The following is a 14,477-nucleotide window of genomic DNA, read 5'->3' as shown; positions in this document are numbered from 1 at the left end:
CCGAGGCCGGTGGCCGGTCAGGGCGAGGCGGTCAGGGTGAGGCGCTCCAGATCAGCAGCAGGTGGGAGCCGAAGTAGGCGGAGATGACGGTCATGGTGGCCAGCACGACCGCGATCCGTGGCCCGGTGGTCCTGGCCAGCGACCGTGCCACCGGCAGCAGGAGAGCGAACGCCGGCAGCAGGAACCGGGCCTTGGAGTAGAAGTAGCCGGACGAGCCGAGCGTGGTCAACAGCAACAGGCCGCTGAACATCAGCAGCGGCCACGGCTGCCGGTCGAGGCAGCTCAGCACGAACAGGGCGATGGACACCAGCGCCACCGTCGCCACCATGTACCACTGCAGGGACGAGGGCTCGTCGAGCGCCTTGCCCAGCGCCTCGACCGAGGCCGCGCCGGCGTCGAAGGTGGAACCCCAGCCGGCGGACTGGATGTGGAACCAGCCGTCGGGCCGGCCGGTGCGCCAGCCCACCCAGGCCAGGTATCCCACCCACCCCAGCGGGGCCAGCACGAGGGCGACCGCCGCCCGCCAACCGCCGTACCGGCGGAGCAGGGCGATCAGCGCGGCGAGCATCACCACGGGGATCAGGGCGGAGGCGGTCGGCCGGGTCAGGCCGGCGAGCAGGCACAGCACGCCGGCGGTCAGCCAGCGTCGGGTCAGCACGGCGTACAGCGACCAGGCGGCGAGGGCGGTGAAGAGCGACTCCGTGTACGCCATCGACTGGACCATCGCGTGCGGCAGCAGGCCCCACACCACCGCGAGCAGGACACCCGTGCGCCGCCCGTGCAGATGGTTGCCCACGGCGAACAGCCCCCAGGCGGCCGCCAGCGACGCGACCCAGGCGACCGCGATGGCGGTGTTCCGCATGGCCAGCGGCGACAGCGGCTCCAGCCAGGAGACCACGTACGGGTAGAGCGGGAAGAACGCCATGTCGCTCTGCAACCGCTCGCCGGAGTCGTAGCCCCGCTCGGCGATCCGGAGGTACCAGCCGGCGTCCGCCCTGATGCCGATGAGCCGGCCGAACCGGGCGTCCCTCGCGTCCGCCCACACCGCCAGGGTGACCAGTCCGACGGCCCGTACCGCGGTGTAGCCGACGAGGGCCGGCCAGGCGAGGAGCAGGGCGCTCCGCAGCCGGCGGATCATGCCACCGGGCCCGGCGCCCGTGGTGGCGTCGGCAGTCGTTGTCTCCCGATCAGGGTCGGTTCTGACGTCCATGCCCATGCCTTCTCGACGACCGTCCCCCGCGTCGACCGCCGGGCGAACCGCAGCCCAGGCCCAGTGCTCCGGTGATCGAATTGCGCCCGCGGCAGACTATCAGGCGTCGCGGGCGGGGGACGGCAGCGACGCGGCGGCCCGGCGGGGCGGTCCGGCGGGGCGGTCCGGACGCCGGGCGAGGCCCCCACCAGTCCGGATGGAGCCATCGGTGACCGGCCCGGCCGCGCGCCTCACCGGGGGCGCTCAGGTGTCACCGACCGTGCACCTGTGTGCCGTACACTCGCCGAGGTTCCGCCCGGGCCGCCGCCACAGCGAGAGGCAGACGATGAGGTTCGACGGGGAGAGCGGCCGGACGAGCGCGCCGGACGTCAGCGTCGTCGTCGCGGTCTACAACACGATGCCCTACCTGACCACCTGCCTGACCTCGCTGGTCGAGCAGACCATCGGCCGGGACCGGCTGCAGGTGGTCGCGGTGGACGACGGCTCGACCGACGGCAGCGGCGAGGAGCTCGACCGTTTCGCGGCGCGGTATCCGGAGACCTTCACCGTGCTGCACCAGGCGAATTCGGGCGGGCCGGCCGCGCCGAGCAACCGGGCGTTGGAGCGGGCCACCGGGCGGTACGTGTTCTTCATCGGCTCCGACGACCACCTCGGGCCGGAGGCCCTGGAGCGACTCGTCACCGCGGCGGACCGGTGGGAGTCCGACGTCGTGCTCGGCCGGATGGTGGGCACCAACAAGCGGTACGTCCACCAGGCGGTCTACGCCAGCAGCGCGCCCGACGTCGACCTGTTCGACAGCGAGCTGCCCTGGTCCCTGTCGAACACCAAGCTGTTCCGTCGCGACCTCGTCGAGCGGCACCACCTGCGCTTCCGCGAGGACATGCCCATGGGCAGCGACCAGCCGTTCACGCTGGAGGCCTGCTACCGCGCCCGGCGGATCTCGGTGCTCGCCGACTACGACTACTACTTCGCGGTGCGCCGGGAGAACGCGCAGAACATCACCTACCGCAGCCGCCACGAGGAGCGGCTGCGCTGCGCGGAGGAGATCGTCGACTTCGTCGCCGGCCTGATCGAACCCGGTCAGCGGCGCGACGCGGTGCTGGTGCGGCACTTCACCTGGGAGGTCGCGAAGCTGCTCCGCAAGGACTTCCTCGACCTGCCGGAGGACGCCCAGCAGCAGGTGCACACGCGGATCCGCAAGCTGGCCGACCAGTACCTCACCGACGGCATCCGGGACCGGCTGCCGGCCGACGTCCGGCTGCGGCTGGCCATCGCCCAGCACGGCGACCTCGCCCAGCTGCTCGACCTGGTCCGGCAGCAGGCCGTCGGCGAACTGCCCCCCGTGACGGTCGAGGACGGCCGGTGGTACGCGGGATACGTCGGCTTCCGCGATCCGCGGCTGTCGCTGCCGGACGACCTCTACGACGTCACCGACCGCGCCGGCGAGATCATGGCGCGGCTCGTCGCGACGGATCTCACCTGGCGGCACGACCCCGCCGGAAACCGGGTGCTGACCGTCACCGCCCGGCCCCCGTGGACGAGCCCCGGCACGGAGGCGTGCGGGCCGCTCCGGATCGGGGTGGGAGAGCTGACCGTCGACGGCGTGGTCTCGGGCGGCCGGGACGGTACCGTCGTGCGGGCGGACCTTCCGGCCGACGAACTGGTGCGGGCCGTGGGCAGCGGGCGTCAGGTGGTGCGGGCCAGGGGCGAGGGCAGCGGGTCCCGCCCGGTTCCCGTCCGCGCCGAGCGGCGGCTGTCCGCGCCGCGCGTCGTCGTCCGGCAGGGGGTCCGGTTGCATCTCGTCACGCCCACCGTCAACCACAAGGGCCAGGTGATCGTCGCGGTCACTCCGGTGACTCCGCGGCGGCTCATCGCCCGTCTGCGCCGTATCTGGCCCTCAGGAGGAAAGTAGTTCCATGAACATCTGCGTCGTCGCGCTGGGGAAGATCGGTCTGCCGCTCGCCGTGCAGTTCGCCACGAAGGGCCACCGGGTGATCGGTGCCGACGTCTCCGAGCGGGTCGTCGGGCTGGTCAACGACGGGGCGGTGCCCTTCCCCGGTGAGACCGACCTCGACGTCAAACTCAAGGAGACGGTGGCCGCCGGGCTGCTGAGCGCCACCACCGACACCGCCGCCGCGGTCGCCGAGTCCGAGGCGGTCGTGGTGGTCGTGCCGCTCTTCGTGGACGCGGAGGGCGTGCCGGACTTCGGCTGGATGGACGACGCGACCCGCGCCATCGCCGCCGGGCTGAAGCCGGGCACCCTGGTCAGCTACGAGACCACCCTGCCGGTCGGCACCACCCGCAACCGCTGGGCGCCGATGCTCGAGGAGGGCTCGGGGCTGACCGCGGGCAAGGACTTCCACCTCGTCTTCAGCCCCGAGCGGGTGCTCACCGGCCGGGTCTTCGCCGACCTGCGTCGCTACCCGAAGCTGGTCGGCGGCATCGACGAGACGTCGGCGGCGCACGGCGTCCGCTTCTACGAGGCGGTGCTGGACTTCGACGAGCGGCCCGACCTCGACCTCCCCAACGGCGTCTGGGACCTCGGCTCCGCCGAGGCGTCCGAGCTGGCCAAGCTGGCCGAGACCACCTACCGGGACGTCAACATCGGGCTGGCCAACCAGTTCGCCCGGTTCGCCGACACCGTCGGCGTGGACGTCACCAAGGTCATCGCGGCCTGCAACACCCAGCCGTACAGCCACATCCACCAGCCGGGCATCGCGGTCGGCGGGCACTGCATCCCGATCTACCCCCGGATGTACCTGTGGAACGACCCGGCGGCGACCGTCGTCCGCTCGGCCCGGGAGGCCAACGCGGCCATGCCCGAGTACGCGGTCGACCTGCTCGCCGCCGCGTACGGCGACCTGACCGACGTCGGGGTGCTGGTGCTGGGCGCCGCCTACCGGGGCGGGGTCAAGGAGACCGCCTTCTCCGGTGTCTTCCCGACCGTGGACGCGCTGCGTCGGCGCGGTGCCCGGCCGTACGTCTCGGATCCGATGTACACCGACGAGGAACTCGCCGCGCACGGCCTGCCGCCGTACGCCGGTGAGCCGCTCGGCGCGGCCGTGGTGCAGGCGGACCACGCGGAGTACCGCACCCTCAGCCCGTCCGACCTGCCCGGCGTGACCGTCCTGGTGGACGGCCGCCGGGTCACCGACCCGGCCCGCTGGGCCGGCGTGCGGCGGGTCGTCATCGGCGGCTGACCGCCGTCGCGCGTCACGGGGCCCCGGCCGGGATCGGTCGGGGCCCCGTCGCGTCGTGGCCGGGCGCGGCCCGCCGGTGGGCCACGCGACACCCCGGCAATACTCGAAGGACATGCCACGTTAAGGTCGCACCTGCCCGGATTCGCCGGTGATCGATAGGGGAGTGTCTTTGTTCAGCAAACTGCGCAGGCAGCCGGATGCCGGCCTCATCGGCGCGCTACTGCTGTCGTACGCCGTGATGGTGCTGGCCGGGACCCTCGGCTGGATGATCCCCTTCGCGGTCGCCGGCCTGGCCGCCGCCGCCGGTGAGCTCACCCTGCTGCGCCGGCCGGGCGGCGAGGCGCTGCTGGCGAAGGCCGGGATCGGACAGCTCCACCGGCACCTGGCCCGGGACCTGTCGGTCGTCCTGCTGGTCGTGACGACGGTCCGTCCCGGCCCGACGGGGCTGGTCCTGGTCCTGCTGCTGCCCGCGGCGCTGCTGGCGCTCGGCCTCGGCACGGGGGTGCTGACGCGGCTCGGCGGGCGTGGCGCCACCGTCGCCTTCGTCCGCAACATCGACCTCGGGCGGTCCTCCGGGGCGCCCAGCCCGCCGGCCTGGGCCGTCGCGGTCGAGGGGGACCGGCTGCCGCTGCTCAACCTGCTGCTGGTGCCGGCGGCCGTGGTCGCGGTGCTGGTCGACGAGGTGACGCCGGTGGTGCTCACCGCTGCGGCCACGCTGGTGGCGGGGGCGCTGGTCGCCGCCGTGCTCGCGTTGGCCTGGCTGCGCGGGCGCGGCCGGGCCACCTCGGCGCTGCCGGTGGCGCAGAACTGGCTCGTGCGGGAGCAGCCGGACCTGGCGCTCTACTTCGCCGGCCCGGTCAAGGACGTCTACCAGGCCAACATGTGGCTCGCCCCGGTCGAGGCGACGGGCCGCCGGGCGGTGGTGCTGATGCGCCAGGAGGAAGCGTTCCGGGCGCTCGCCGACACCCGCCTGCCGGTGATCTGCGTACCCGCCGGCACCGACTTCATGAACCTCGAACTGGGCAGCCTCCGGGCCGCCCTCTACGTGGCGAACGTGGGCGCCAACATCCACCTGCTGCGCGAGCCGGGCGTGAAGCACGTCTTCGTCGGCCACGGCGACAGCGACAAGCAGGCCAGCGTCAACCCGTACAGCAAGGTCTACGACGAGGTCTGGGTGGCCGGTCCGGCCGGGCGGGAGCGGTACGCCCTGAGCGGGGTCGGCGTGCTCGACCGCGACATCGTCGAGATCGGCCGGCCGCAGCTGGCCGGCGTGCAGACCTTCGGCTCGGCGGCCGCCGGCCGGCCGTTCACGGTGCTGTACGCCCCGACCTGGGAGGGGTGGCTGGAGGAGGAGGTCTACCACACCTCCGTGGTGCTGATGGGCGAGCGGATCGTCGCCGGCCTGCTGGCCACCCCCGGGGTGCGGGTGATCTACAAGCCGCACCCGCTCACCGGCAGCCGGTCGGCCAGGGCGCGGTCGGTCAACGACCGGATCGTCCGGCTGATCCGCGCCGCCGGCGGGCAGACCGACGCGACCTCGCTGGCCGGCGACGCGCACCTCGTGGTCACCGGCCGGACGCCGGGCCTGTTCGACTGCTTCAACCAGACCGACCTGCTGGTCAGCGACATCTCCAGCGTGGTCTCGGACTTCATGCAGAGCCAGCGGCCGTACGTCGTGGCGAACCCGGCCGGGCTGCCCGAGGACGAGTTCCGCCGCCGGTACCCGACGGCGCGGGCCGCGTACCTGCTCGGTGCGGACTGCGGCGAGCTGGCGAAGATCGTCGCGGTGGCCCGCGCCGGTGACGACCCGATGACCGAGGCGCGGCGGGAGCTGAAGACGTACCTGCTGGGCCCGGACGAGCCGAACCCGATGGACCGGTTCCGGGCGGAGGTCGACCGGCTCTGCGGCTGACGCGTCGACGCGGGGGCGGTGTCCGGGCGGTGCCGGTCGCCGCCCCCGCGTCCGCTCAGCCGCGCTGCGGCGGGTTGTCCACGTCGCGCGAGACCACCTCGCCGCGCTCGTCGACCCAGCCCTTCGGGCGCGCCGGGTTGCCGGCGACGAGCTGGTACGGCGCCACGTCCCGGGTCACCACGGACCCGGCCGCGATCATCGCGTACTCGCCGACCTCGATGCCGCAGACGAGGGTGGCGTTGGCGCCGATCGAGGCGCCCCGGCGGACGAGGGTCGGGGTGATCGTCCAGTCCGGATTCTGCGCCCGGGGCCGGAAGTCGTTGGTGAAGACCGCGCACGGGCCGACGAAGACCTCGTCCTCGATGGTGACGCCCTGGTAGACCGAGACGTTGTTCTGGATCTTGACCAGGTCGCCGACCGTCACGCCGGCGTCGACGTACACGTTGCGGCCGATGACGCAGCCGGCGCCGATCCGCGCCGAGGACCGGACGTGGGCCAGGTGCCAGACCTTGGTGCCGTCGCCGACGCGGGCGCCCTCCTCGACGTCGGCCGTCGGGTGGACGAAGACCGAGGGGGGCGTGGAACTGCTGTCAGTCATGTGTCAACTCGTTCGGTTCGGGGCGCGTGCCGGGCGCCGTCGGTGCCGCGCCTCGGCGGCCACGCAGCCGGCCCCCGCCGCGCGGTGCGGATCCGCCGTACCGCCCGGTGCGCGCAGCACGGCCGGGGCGGGACGGGCTCGGCGTAGCATAGCCAGCCGTCAGGCGAGCAGTGCCGCCACCGCGTCGGCGGCCGGCAGGTCCGCCGGCAGCGCGTCGGCGGCCACCACGGCCGGCACCGGCAGCGGTCCGTACAGGTGCGGGAAGAGCGCGCCGTCGCGCGACGGCTCCCAGCGCAGCGCGTCGCCCAACCGGTCGGGGTCCACCGTCAGCAGGGTCAGCCCGGTGGCGCCGGCGAAGTACCGCCGGGCCGTCCCGACCACCTGGTCGGCGCCGGAGAGGTGGATGAACCCGGACTGCCGGTCCATCGCCGTACCGTCGAAGTGGCCGGCGGCCAGCGCGTCGTCCCACTCGACGGTGGTCAGCAGCTTGTAGATCACCCCGGCAGCCTACGCGCGGCCGGCCCGGCCGGCGGCCGTCCCGGTTTCCCCGTACCGCCCCGGCGCCCGCCGCCGGCCGGCATGCTCTGGGCAGCGGGTCGCGGAGGGATGGCGATGGAGAACTACGACGAGGACTGGACCGACAGCCAGCGGGCGCTCTACGACGAGTGCCACCGGGCGGGCGGCGAGTGGGCCGACGACCCGGACACGCCGGCCGAGGACGTGCAGCACGTGATCAACCTCGGCCAGGCGGACGACGACACCCTCCCGGACGCCGAGATCGACTATCCGCCCCTGGTCGACGCGGTCACCCAGGCCACCGGCGAGCTCGTCACCAGCGTGCCCGCCAGCCACCGCGACCCCGGCTTCCGGGGCTTCGTCGACGGGGTCCGCGACGCCACGGCGGACGAGGTCTTCGGCCTCTGACCTGCCGGCCGACCCGCCGCCGGCGGCCCGGCGCCGGACCGCCGGCGCGGCCCGGGGACCGGTCGGTGCGGTACCGGCTCTCCCGTCGCGCGCGTACTTCTGCCACCATTCGGGTCGACACACCGACGAATGGGGGCCCCGGGTGCGCATCCTGCTGGTCGAGGACGACCGCCGGGTGGCCGCCGCGCTCTCCTCCGCCCTCACCCGCCGGGGGTACGAGGTGGAGCACGCCGCGACCGTCGCCGCGGCCCTCTCCGCCGCCCCCTGCGACCTGGTGCTGCTGGACCTGACCCTGCCCGACGGGGACGGCACTGACCTGTGCCGGGAGCTGCGGCGGCGCAGCAGCCAGCTCGGCATCATCGCGGTGACCGCCCGGGGCGAGGAACGGGACCGGGTGCTCGGCCTGCGGCTGGGCGCCGACGACTACGTGGTCAAGCCCTTCTCCATGACCGAGCTCCAGGCGCGCATCGAGGCGGTGCTGCGCCGCGCGGCGCACGCCGTGCCGGAGCGCAACCTGATCGAGGTGGGGCCCGTACGCGTCGACGTGTCCGCCCGGACGGTCACCGTCGCGGGCCGGCCGGTGGCGCTGACCCGCAAGGAGTTCGACGTCCTGCTCTCCCTGGCCCGGCAGCCCGGCGTGGCGGTGGCCCGGGAGCGGATCCTGCTCGACGCCTGGGGCACCACCTGGGGCGACGGGCACACGGTCGAGGTGCACGTCGGGTCGCTGCGCGGCAAGCTGGGCGACCCCGGCCTGGTGGAGACCGTGCGCGGGGTCGGCTACCGGCTGCGCGGCGAGTGAGGGGACCCCGTGCGACGTCGGTTGGTGATCAGCTACCTGCTGTTGATGGTGCTGGTGCTGATCGCGCTGGAGACCCCGCTGGCGGCCACCCTGGCCACCCGGGAGACCGACCGGGTACGCGCCGACCGGCTCGCCGACGCCACCCGGTTCGCCTCGCTGGCCGGCCCGGCGCTGCGGGGCGGCACGCCCGGTCCGCTCGACAACGAGCTGCGCAGCTACGATGCCCTGTACGGCATCGGCGCGGCGGTGGTCGACCGGGACCATCGGACGGTGGCGGCCTCGGAGAGCTGGCAGCCGGCCCCCGGTTCCCGCGAGGCGCTGGACACCGCGCTCTCCGGGCAGCAGGCCAGCGGGCCGGACGCGGTCTGGCCCTGGGTCGACGGGCCGATCGTGGTGGCGGTGCCGATCAACGACGGCGGTGAGGTGCTCGGGGCGGTGGTCATCGCCACCCCGGCCGACTCCGTCCGGCGGGCCGTCACCGTCTGGTGGCTGGCGCTGGCCGGCACGGGTCTGCTCGCCGTACTGGCCTGCGTGCTGACCGCGTTCGGGCTGGCCGGTTGGGTGCTGCGCCCGGTCACCGAGCTGGACGCGGTCACCCACGAGATCGCCGAGGGCGACCGCGGCGCGCGGGTCCAGCACCGGCTCGGCCCGCCGGAGCTGCGCCGCCTGGCGACCAGCTTCAACCACATGGCCGACGTCGTCTCCGACGTGATGGACCGGCAGCGGGCGTTCGTCGCGCACGCCAGCCACCAGCTGCGCAACCCGCTGACCGCGCTGCGGCTGCGGGTGGAGGAGCTGGGGCCGAGCCTGACCGACGCGGACGGGCGCGCCGAGCACCAACTGGCCCTGGAGGAGACCGACCGGCTGGCCCTCGTGCTGGACGCGCTGCTGACCCTGGCCCGCGCCGAACGGCGGGAGAACCAGCGGGTCACCGTCGACGCGGCGGCCGTCGCCGCGTCCCGGGTCGCCGCCTGGGAGCCGCTCGCCCGGCACCGCCGCATCGCCCTGAGGCTGGTGGTCGAGGACGCTCCGGCGTACGCGCGGACCGTGCCGACCGCCATCGACCAGGCCCTGGACGCGCTGATCGACAACGCGGTCAAGTTCAGCGACGCCGGTGGGGAGGTGACGGTGACGGTCCGGCACCACGACGACGGCACCGCGCTGGAGGTCCGGGACACCGGCCCGGGCATGACGGCCAGCCAGCTCGACCAGGCGACCGAGCGGTTCTGGCGGGCCCCCGAGGTGCAGAACGTCGACGGGGCCGGGCTCGGCCTCACCATCGTCGCCGTGCTGGTCGACGCCTCGGACGGGCGGCTCACCATGCGCGGGGCCGAGCCGCGCGGCTTGGCCGCGGGCCTCTGGTTCCCCGCTCCCGGCGACCCCGCACCCGCCCCGCCGGGCCGCGACGACGCTCCCGCGCTGCCCCACGACACGGGGCAGCTCGACAGGGGCGTCGGGGTGTAGCGGCGGCGGCTCAGGGCTTGGCGGCGCGGTACCAGTCGGCGGCGCCGGGGTGCAGCGGCAGCGGGGCGGTGGCGATGGCCGAGCGGGGACTCATCCGACCGGCGGCCGGGTGCGCGGCGGCCAGCTCCTGGCGGCGTTCCATCAGCAGCCGGGTCACCTCCCGGATCAGCGGCGTCGGCAGGTCGGCCCGGACGATCAGGAAGTTCGGGTTGGCCACCGTGGTCACCGGGTCCGTGCCGTACACCGAGCGGGGGATGTCCCGGGAGACGTAGACCTCCGGGTTGCTCTCGCGCAGCGGCCCGGTCCACTCGCCGAGGTCGACGATCCGGGTCGCGCTGTCGTCCGTGAGCTGCTCCACCGCCCGGACCGGCAGCCCGCCGGAGAAGAAGAACGCGTCGATCGTGCCGGCCCGCAGCGCCGCGACCGAATCGTCGAGGCCGAGCCGCTCCTGGCGTACCCGGTCACCGCCCAGGCGCGCCACCTCCAGCAGCCGGATGGCGGTGATCTCGGTGCCGGAGCCGGGCGCGCCCACGGACACCCGCCGCCCGCGCAGGTCGGCCAGCGTGCGGACGGGACCGCCGGCGGTGGTGACCAGGTGCAGCAGGTCGTCGTAGACCCGGGCGACCGCGACCACGGACGGGTGCGCCGCCGGCGCCGCCGGCAGCACGTCGGCCTGGGTGAAACCCAGCTCGGCCTCGCCGGCCCCGACCAGCCGGACGTTCTCCGCCGAGGCGGCCGTCACCACCACGCTGGCCCGGACGTCCGGCAACTCCCGGTTGAGCACGGCGGCCAGCGACTGCCCGAAGGCGTGGTAGACCGCCGTCGGGCTGCCGGTCGCGATCCGGATCCGCACCGGCGGGTCGGGAGCGTCCTGGCAGCCGGCCAGGCCGGGCAACGCCACCACCAGCAGCAGCGCCAGCAGCGCCGGCGGGCGGACCGGACGCGGGCGGACACGGCGGAACCGGGTACGACTCACGGGCTGCACTCTGCGCCGTGCGGGCCGTCGCCGCAACCCGCCACCCACCCGTCGGGCTAGGGCCCCGGCGGCGGGTCGACGAAACCGATCGCGTTCATCCGCCGATCATGACCGATCGGGCACGTGGGCGGGCCCCAGGGCGGTGCTGTGCAGGATCCGCTGGCGGTCCGGGCCGTCGGCGACGCAGACCAGGTAACAGCCGGTGCCGGGGCGCAGCAGCGCCGGGACGTCCAGCAGGGCGGCCCCGCGCACCAGGATGGCGGCCAGTTCCCGGTCGGTGATCCGGACGCCGAGGATGTGCCGGCGCACGTGCCGCCCACCGGCGAGCAGGGCGGCCCGCCAGGCCGCCGCGGCCAGCCGGGGTCGCCACGCCCGCCGTACGGTCGACGCGCCCGGGACCGGCCCGCCCAACAGCTCGCGCCGGCCCTGCCGCCAGCCGGTCTCCAGCGTCCTGGCGTACGCCGGCCGGTGCGGGTGCGGCACGGAGAGCCGGTGCAGCTCGTAGCGGCGGCGCAGCCCGCCGACGGTCACCTCGTGCTCGATCGGGACGTCCAGCCGGCCGAGCAGCTGCCGCATCCGGTGTGCCGCCTCCTCCCGGTTGAACTCCACCGACGGGGGGCGGTGCTCCGGCACCGAGCGGCGGGGGCCGACGACGGCCGGCGGGGGCGTGCAGCGCAGCAGGCAGGCGGCCTCGAACGCGTCGGCCAGGGTGGACCAGTCCAGCGGCGGCGGGGTCGAGGGCAGGCGCGGCCGGTCGAGCAGGATCTGTTCGGGAGCCAACTCAGGCACTCCTTGTCGGCGTCGGGGGTTCCTCTACCGTGGCCCGTCGACGCCGCCGGGGAAACCGATCGGCCCCAGCCTTGAGGAAATCTTGCGGCAGTCCTACAGCTCCGTGACGACCACGTCGACCTGGCGTGGCCGGCCGGTTGCGACGGCCTGCTCCAGCACCGGGTACTTCAGGTCGCGCAGCGCGGTCAGCAGCCCGTCGACGGTGCGCGGCCGGGCACCCGCCGTCAGCAGGTCACGCACCAGCCGGCCCTTGGTCGCCTTGTTGAAGTGGCTCACCACCGACCGGACTGGCACGCCGTCGACCTCCCGTTCGTGCAGCACCCGGACGGTCACCGTGCGGTCGGCCACCTCGCCGCGGGGCGCCCAGGTGGCCGCGTACGCGCCGGAGCGCAGGTCGAGCACCGGCCCGTCGCCGGCCGCCGTGGCCATCGCCGGGGCGAGCGCCCGCCGCCAGTACGCCGACAGCGCGCCGACCCCCGGCAGCCGCGCCCCGATCGGGCACCGGTAGGGCGGGATCCGGTCGGTGAGGCGTACCGCGCCCCAGAGCCCCGAGCTGATCAGCACCGACCGGCGGGCGGCCCGCTGCGCGGTCGCCGGCAGCGTGGCGAGGTCGAGCGCCTCGTAGAGCACCCCGGTGTAGACGCTGCCGGCGGGCGCGGTGGCCGCCGCCCGCAGCCGGGCGTTGCGGCGCAGCTCGCCGCGCTGGCCCTCGCTGAGCCCCAGCGCCGCCCGGGCCGCCGCCTCGTCGCCGTCGGCGCTGAGCGCGACCAGCGCCGTCAGCACCTCCTCCCGGGCGCCGGTCAGCTCCGGCAGGGAGAGCCGGGCGAGGTCCAGCCGCCGGCCGGTGCCGGCGTCGGCCTTCCCCTCGGAGGGCGGCAGCAGGATCAGCATCGGTGGACTCCTCGGCTCGGCGCGGCGTCCGCGCGCCGGTCCGGCCAGCGTACGGGCCGCTCCTACCGCCACGGCCGCACCGGCGTCTCCGGGTGGTACACGCGATACCCGGCGACGTCGGCTACCAGCGCGGCGTCGGCCCGGTCGCCCAGCAGCCGGCGCAGCCGCCGCTCCGCCGCGGAGCCGGCCGCCAGCACGTACCCGGGCCGGTCGGCCCGCCCCACCTGCCGCCAGTACGCCGGGTAGCGGTTCTGCCCGGGGGTCAGGTCGCCGTCGAGCACCGCGCACACCACCGCCTCGGCCGTGTTGAAGATCAGCCGGTTGCAGGTCCAGTAGTCCCCGTACACCTCGTGAGGGCCGCCCGCGCGCAGCCTGTCGGCCAGCTCGCGGGCCTGCCGCTCCTCGACCCGGGACGCCTCGGTGCCGGTGGCTGCGAACAGCACGGTGACCACCAGCGTGGTCGCGGTCAGCGCGGCGAGCACGGCGGTGGCCAGCGCGCCGGCCAGCCGGCCGAGCGCGCCGACCGTGCCCCGCCAGCAGGCGAGCGCCGCCACCCAGAGCGGCCAGAGCACCGCCGGCAGGGAGAGCTGGAGCACCGACAGGTAGCGGGCGTTGTCCAGCGGGCTGGTGGCGGCGAGCGGGCTGCGCACGTACGACAGCAGGGTCAGCGCCGCGCCGACGACCAGCGCGAGGTGCACCACCGGGCCGACCCGCTCGCCGCGCGGGGCGCCCGCGGCCCGGCGGTACGCGCGGACGGCGAGCGCGGCGGCGACCGCCAGCAGCACCGGGTAGAGCAGCCCGAACCAGCCCTGCCAGCGGGCGCAGCCGTCCACCGGGCAGAGGCCGGCGGCGAGCGGCACCCCCTCCAGCAGCCCGCCGTCCAGCCGCCGCGACCACGGCGGCGTCGGCCCCGCCTTGGTGCTGATCTCGCGGAACACCGACAGCGAGTCCTCGCCGGGCGGGGCGAGGAGGTTGTCCCGGATCATCGGCGCGATCCCGACGGCGAACCCGGCCAGCAGCAGCACCCCGGCCCCGCCGAGCAGCTCCCGGCGGGCCGCCCAGAGCAGCGCCAGCGCGGCCACCGCCAGGTAGGGCAGGATCAGCCAGTCCGACCAGGCGGCCACCCCGGCGAGCAGGCCGAAGAGGCCGACGGCCAGCCGGCGGTGGCGCACCGTCCGCCGCGCCAGGCCCACCGCGATCAGCAGCATCAGCAGCACCGCGACCTTGACCTCCGGGCGGCCGCCGACCACGGTCAGCTGATCCCGGACGACCCGCTCCCCGCCGAGGGCCAGCAGGCCGACGACGAACGCGGCGAACCACGGCGAGCAGATCCGCCGGGTCAGCCGGTGGATCAGCCAGAGGAAGAGGGCGTAGAGCAGCAGCAGCGGCAGGCGCAGCAGCGGCCAGCCCGGCCCGGCCACCGCGATCAGCGGCGCGGCCAGGTACGACTCCAGCACGCCCATGTAGCGCTGCCCGTAGAGGAAGACCGGCAGCTCGCGGCCCTGCGCGATGTGCAGCGCGGCCAGCCCGAACGTCGCCTCGTCGCTGTTGGAGACGGGCACCGTGTGCAGGGTCAGGACCAGCCGGTAGCCGACCCCGGCGAGCCCGAACAGCAGCGCGACGAGCGCCGGCCGGTCGAGTTGCGGGCGCCACCGCCCACGCTTGCGCACTGGTTGCGACACGACCAACGCCCCCGTCGTCGTCCCGACCGGAG

Annotated in this window: 13 protein-coding genes; 6 read left to right on the top strand and 7 right to left on the bottom strand. The window is 75.0% G+C overall.

What is annotated here, in order from left to right; genetic code table 11:
• Positions 1–31: 31 nt before the first annotated feature.
• Positions 32–1,210, bottom strand: a complete 1,179-nt coding sequence (locus AB0G08_RS14630) for a hypothetical protein (RefSeq protein ID WP_358087342.1) — start codon at positions 1,208–1,210, stop codon at positions 32–34.
• Between the two features lie 325 nt (positions 1,211–1,535).
• Here AB0G08_RS14630 and AB0G08_RS14625 point away from each other — a divergent pair, with 325 nt between their 5' ends.
• The 3 genes from AB0G08_RS14625 to AB0G08_RS14615 all read left to right on the top strand — a co-directional run bounded on the left by AB0G08_RS14625 (position 1,536) and on the right by AB0G08_RS14615 (position 6,322).
• Positions 1,536–3,122, top strand: a complete 1,587-nt coding sequence (locus AB0G08_RS14625; protein ID WP_358087340.1) for a glycosyltransferase — start codon at positions 1,536–1,538, stop codon at positions 3,120–3,122.
• 4 nt (positions 3,123–3,126) lie between these two features.
• Complete coding sequence (locus AB0G08_RS14620; RefSeq protein ID WP_358087338.1) at positions 3,127–4,410, top strand: nucleotide sugar dehydrogenase; 1,284 nt, start codon at positions 3,127–3,129, stop codon at positions 4,408–4,410.
• A gap of 169 nt (positions 4,411–4,579) precedes the next feature.
• Complete coding sequence (locus tag AB0G08_RS14615) at positions 4,580–6,322, top strand: CDP-glycerol glycerophosphotransferase family protein (protein WP_358087336.1); 1,743 nt, start codon at positions 4,580–4,582, stop codon at positions 6,320–6,322.
• Positions 6,323–6,377: 55 nt separating this feature from the next.
• Here AB0G08_RS14615 and AB0G08_RS14610 read toward each other — a convergent pair whose 3' ends face one another.
• Both AB0G08_RS14610 and AB0G08_RS14605 read right to left on the bottom strand, forming a co-directional pair.
• Positions 6,378–6,920 (bottom strand): acyltransferase, encoded by a 543-nt coding sequence (locus AB0G08_RS14610; protein ID WP_358087334.1) that lies wholly within the window; start codon positions 6,918–6,920, stop codon positions 6,378–6,380.
• A 159-nt stretch (positions 6,921–7,079) separates the two neighbouring features.
• Positions 7,080–7,418 carry a DUF952 domain-containing protein gene (locus AB0G08_RS14605; RefSeq protein ID WP_358087332.1) on the bottom strand — a complete coding sequence of 113 codons (339 nt, stop codon included), beginning with the start codon at positions 7,416–7,418 and terminating at the stop codon, positions 7,080–7,082.
• A gap of 114 nt (positions 7,419–7,532) precedes the next feature.
• Here AB0G08_RS14605 and AB0G08_RS14600 point away from each other — a divergent pair, with 114 nt between their 5' ends.
• The 3 genes from AB0G08_RS14600 (at position 7,533) to AB0G08_RS14590 (ending at position 10,107) form a co-directional block, all read left to right on the top strand.
• Positions 7,533–7,844, top strand: a complete 312-nt coding sequence (locus AB0G08_RS14600) for a hypothetical protein (RefSeq protein WP_358087330.1) — start codon at positions 7,533–7,535, stop codon at positions 7,842–7,844.
• 142 nt (positions 7,845–7,986) lie between these two features.
• A complete protein-coding gene (locus AB0G08_RS14595; protein WP_357871610.1) occupies positions 7,987–8,643 on the top strand; it encodes a response regulator transcription factor in 657 nt (218 codons plus the stop codon).
• A 9-nt stretch (positions 8,644–8,652) separates the two neighbouring features.
• Positions 8,653–10,107 carry an ATP-binding protein gene (locus AB0G08_RS14590; protein ID WP_358087328.1) on the top strand — a complete coding sequence of 485 codons (1,455 nt, stop codon included), beginning with the start codon at positions 8,653–8,655 and terminating at the stop codon, positions 10,105–10,107.
• Positions 10,108–10,117: 10 nt separating this feature from the next.
• Here AB0G08_RS14590 and AB0G08_RS14585 read toward each other — a convergent pair whose 3' ends face one another.
• The 4 genes from AB0G08_RS14585 to AB0G08_RS14570 all read right to left on the bottom strand — a co-directional run bounded on the left by AB0G08_RS14585 (position 10,118) and on the right by AB0G08_RS14570 (position 14,445).
• Entirely contained in the window at positions 10,118–11,083 is a 966-nt protein-coding gene (locus tag AB0G08_RS14585) for a TAXI family TRAP transporter solute-binding subunit (RefSeq protein ID WP_358087326.1), read from the bottom strand.
• A gap of 105 nt (positions 11,084–11,188) precedes the next feature.
• Positions 11,189–11,863 carry a hypothetical protein gene (locus tag AB0G08_RS14580; protein ID WP_358087325.1) on the bottom strand — a complete coding sequence of 225 codons (675 nt, stop codon included), beginning with the start codon at positions 11,861–11,863 and terminating at the stop codon, positions 11,189–11,191.
• 102 nt (positions 11,864–11,965) lie between these two features.
• Positions 11,966–12,763: a peroxide stress protein YaaA gene (yaaA, locus tag AB0G08_RS14575; protein WP_358087323.1), complete on the bottom strand. Its 798-nt coding sequence runs from the start codon at positions 12,761–12,763 to the stop codon at positions 11,966–11,968.
• 62 nt (positions 12,764–12,825) lie between these two features.
• Positions 12,826–14,445, bottom strand: a complete 1,620-nt coding sequence (locus AB0G08_RS14570; protein ID WP_358087321.1) for a hypothetical protein — start codon at positions 14,443–14,445, stop codon at positions 12,826–12,828.
• Between the last annotated feature and the right edge of the window lie 32 nt (positions 14,446–14,477).

This window comes from Micromonospora sp. NPDC023644 (assembly GCF_040640115.1).
Taxonomy (GTDB): domain Bacteria; phylum Actinomycetota; class Actinomycetes; order Mycobacteriales; family Micromonosporaceae; genus Micromonospora.
Note: the sequence above shows the minus strand (reverse complement) of the source record. Positions and strands in the feature narration are given on the sequence as shown.

Excerpts from the sequence above, each read along its gene's own strand:
- yaaA (WP_358087323.1), bottom strand. The coding sequence starts at position 12,763 with ATGCTGATCCTGCTGCCGCCCTCCGAGGGGAAGGCCGACGCCGGCACC.
- AB0G08_RS14630 (WP_358087342.1), bottom strand. The coding sequence starts at position 1,210 with ATGGACGTCAGAACCGACCCTGATCGGGAGACAACGACTGCCGACGCC.
- AB0G08_RS14610 (WP_358087334.1), bottom strand. The coding sequence starts at position 6,920 with ATGACTGACAGCAGTTCCACGCCCCCCTCGGTCTTCGTCCACCCGACG.
- AB0G08_RS14600 (WP_358087330.1), top strand. The coding sequence starts at position 7,533 with ATGGAGAACTACGACGAGGACTGGACCGACAGCCAGCGGGCGCTCTAC.
- AB0G08_RS14620 (WP_358087338.1), top strand. The coding sequence starts at position 3,127 with ATGAACATCTGCGTCGTCGCGCTGGGGAAGATCGGTCTGCCGCTCGCC.
- AB0G08_RS14625 (WP_358087340.1), top strand. The coding sequence starts at position 1,536 with ATGAGGTTCGACGGGGAGAGCGGCCGGACGAGCGCGCCGGACGTCAGC.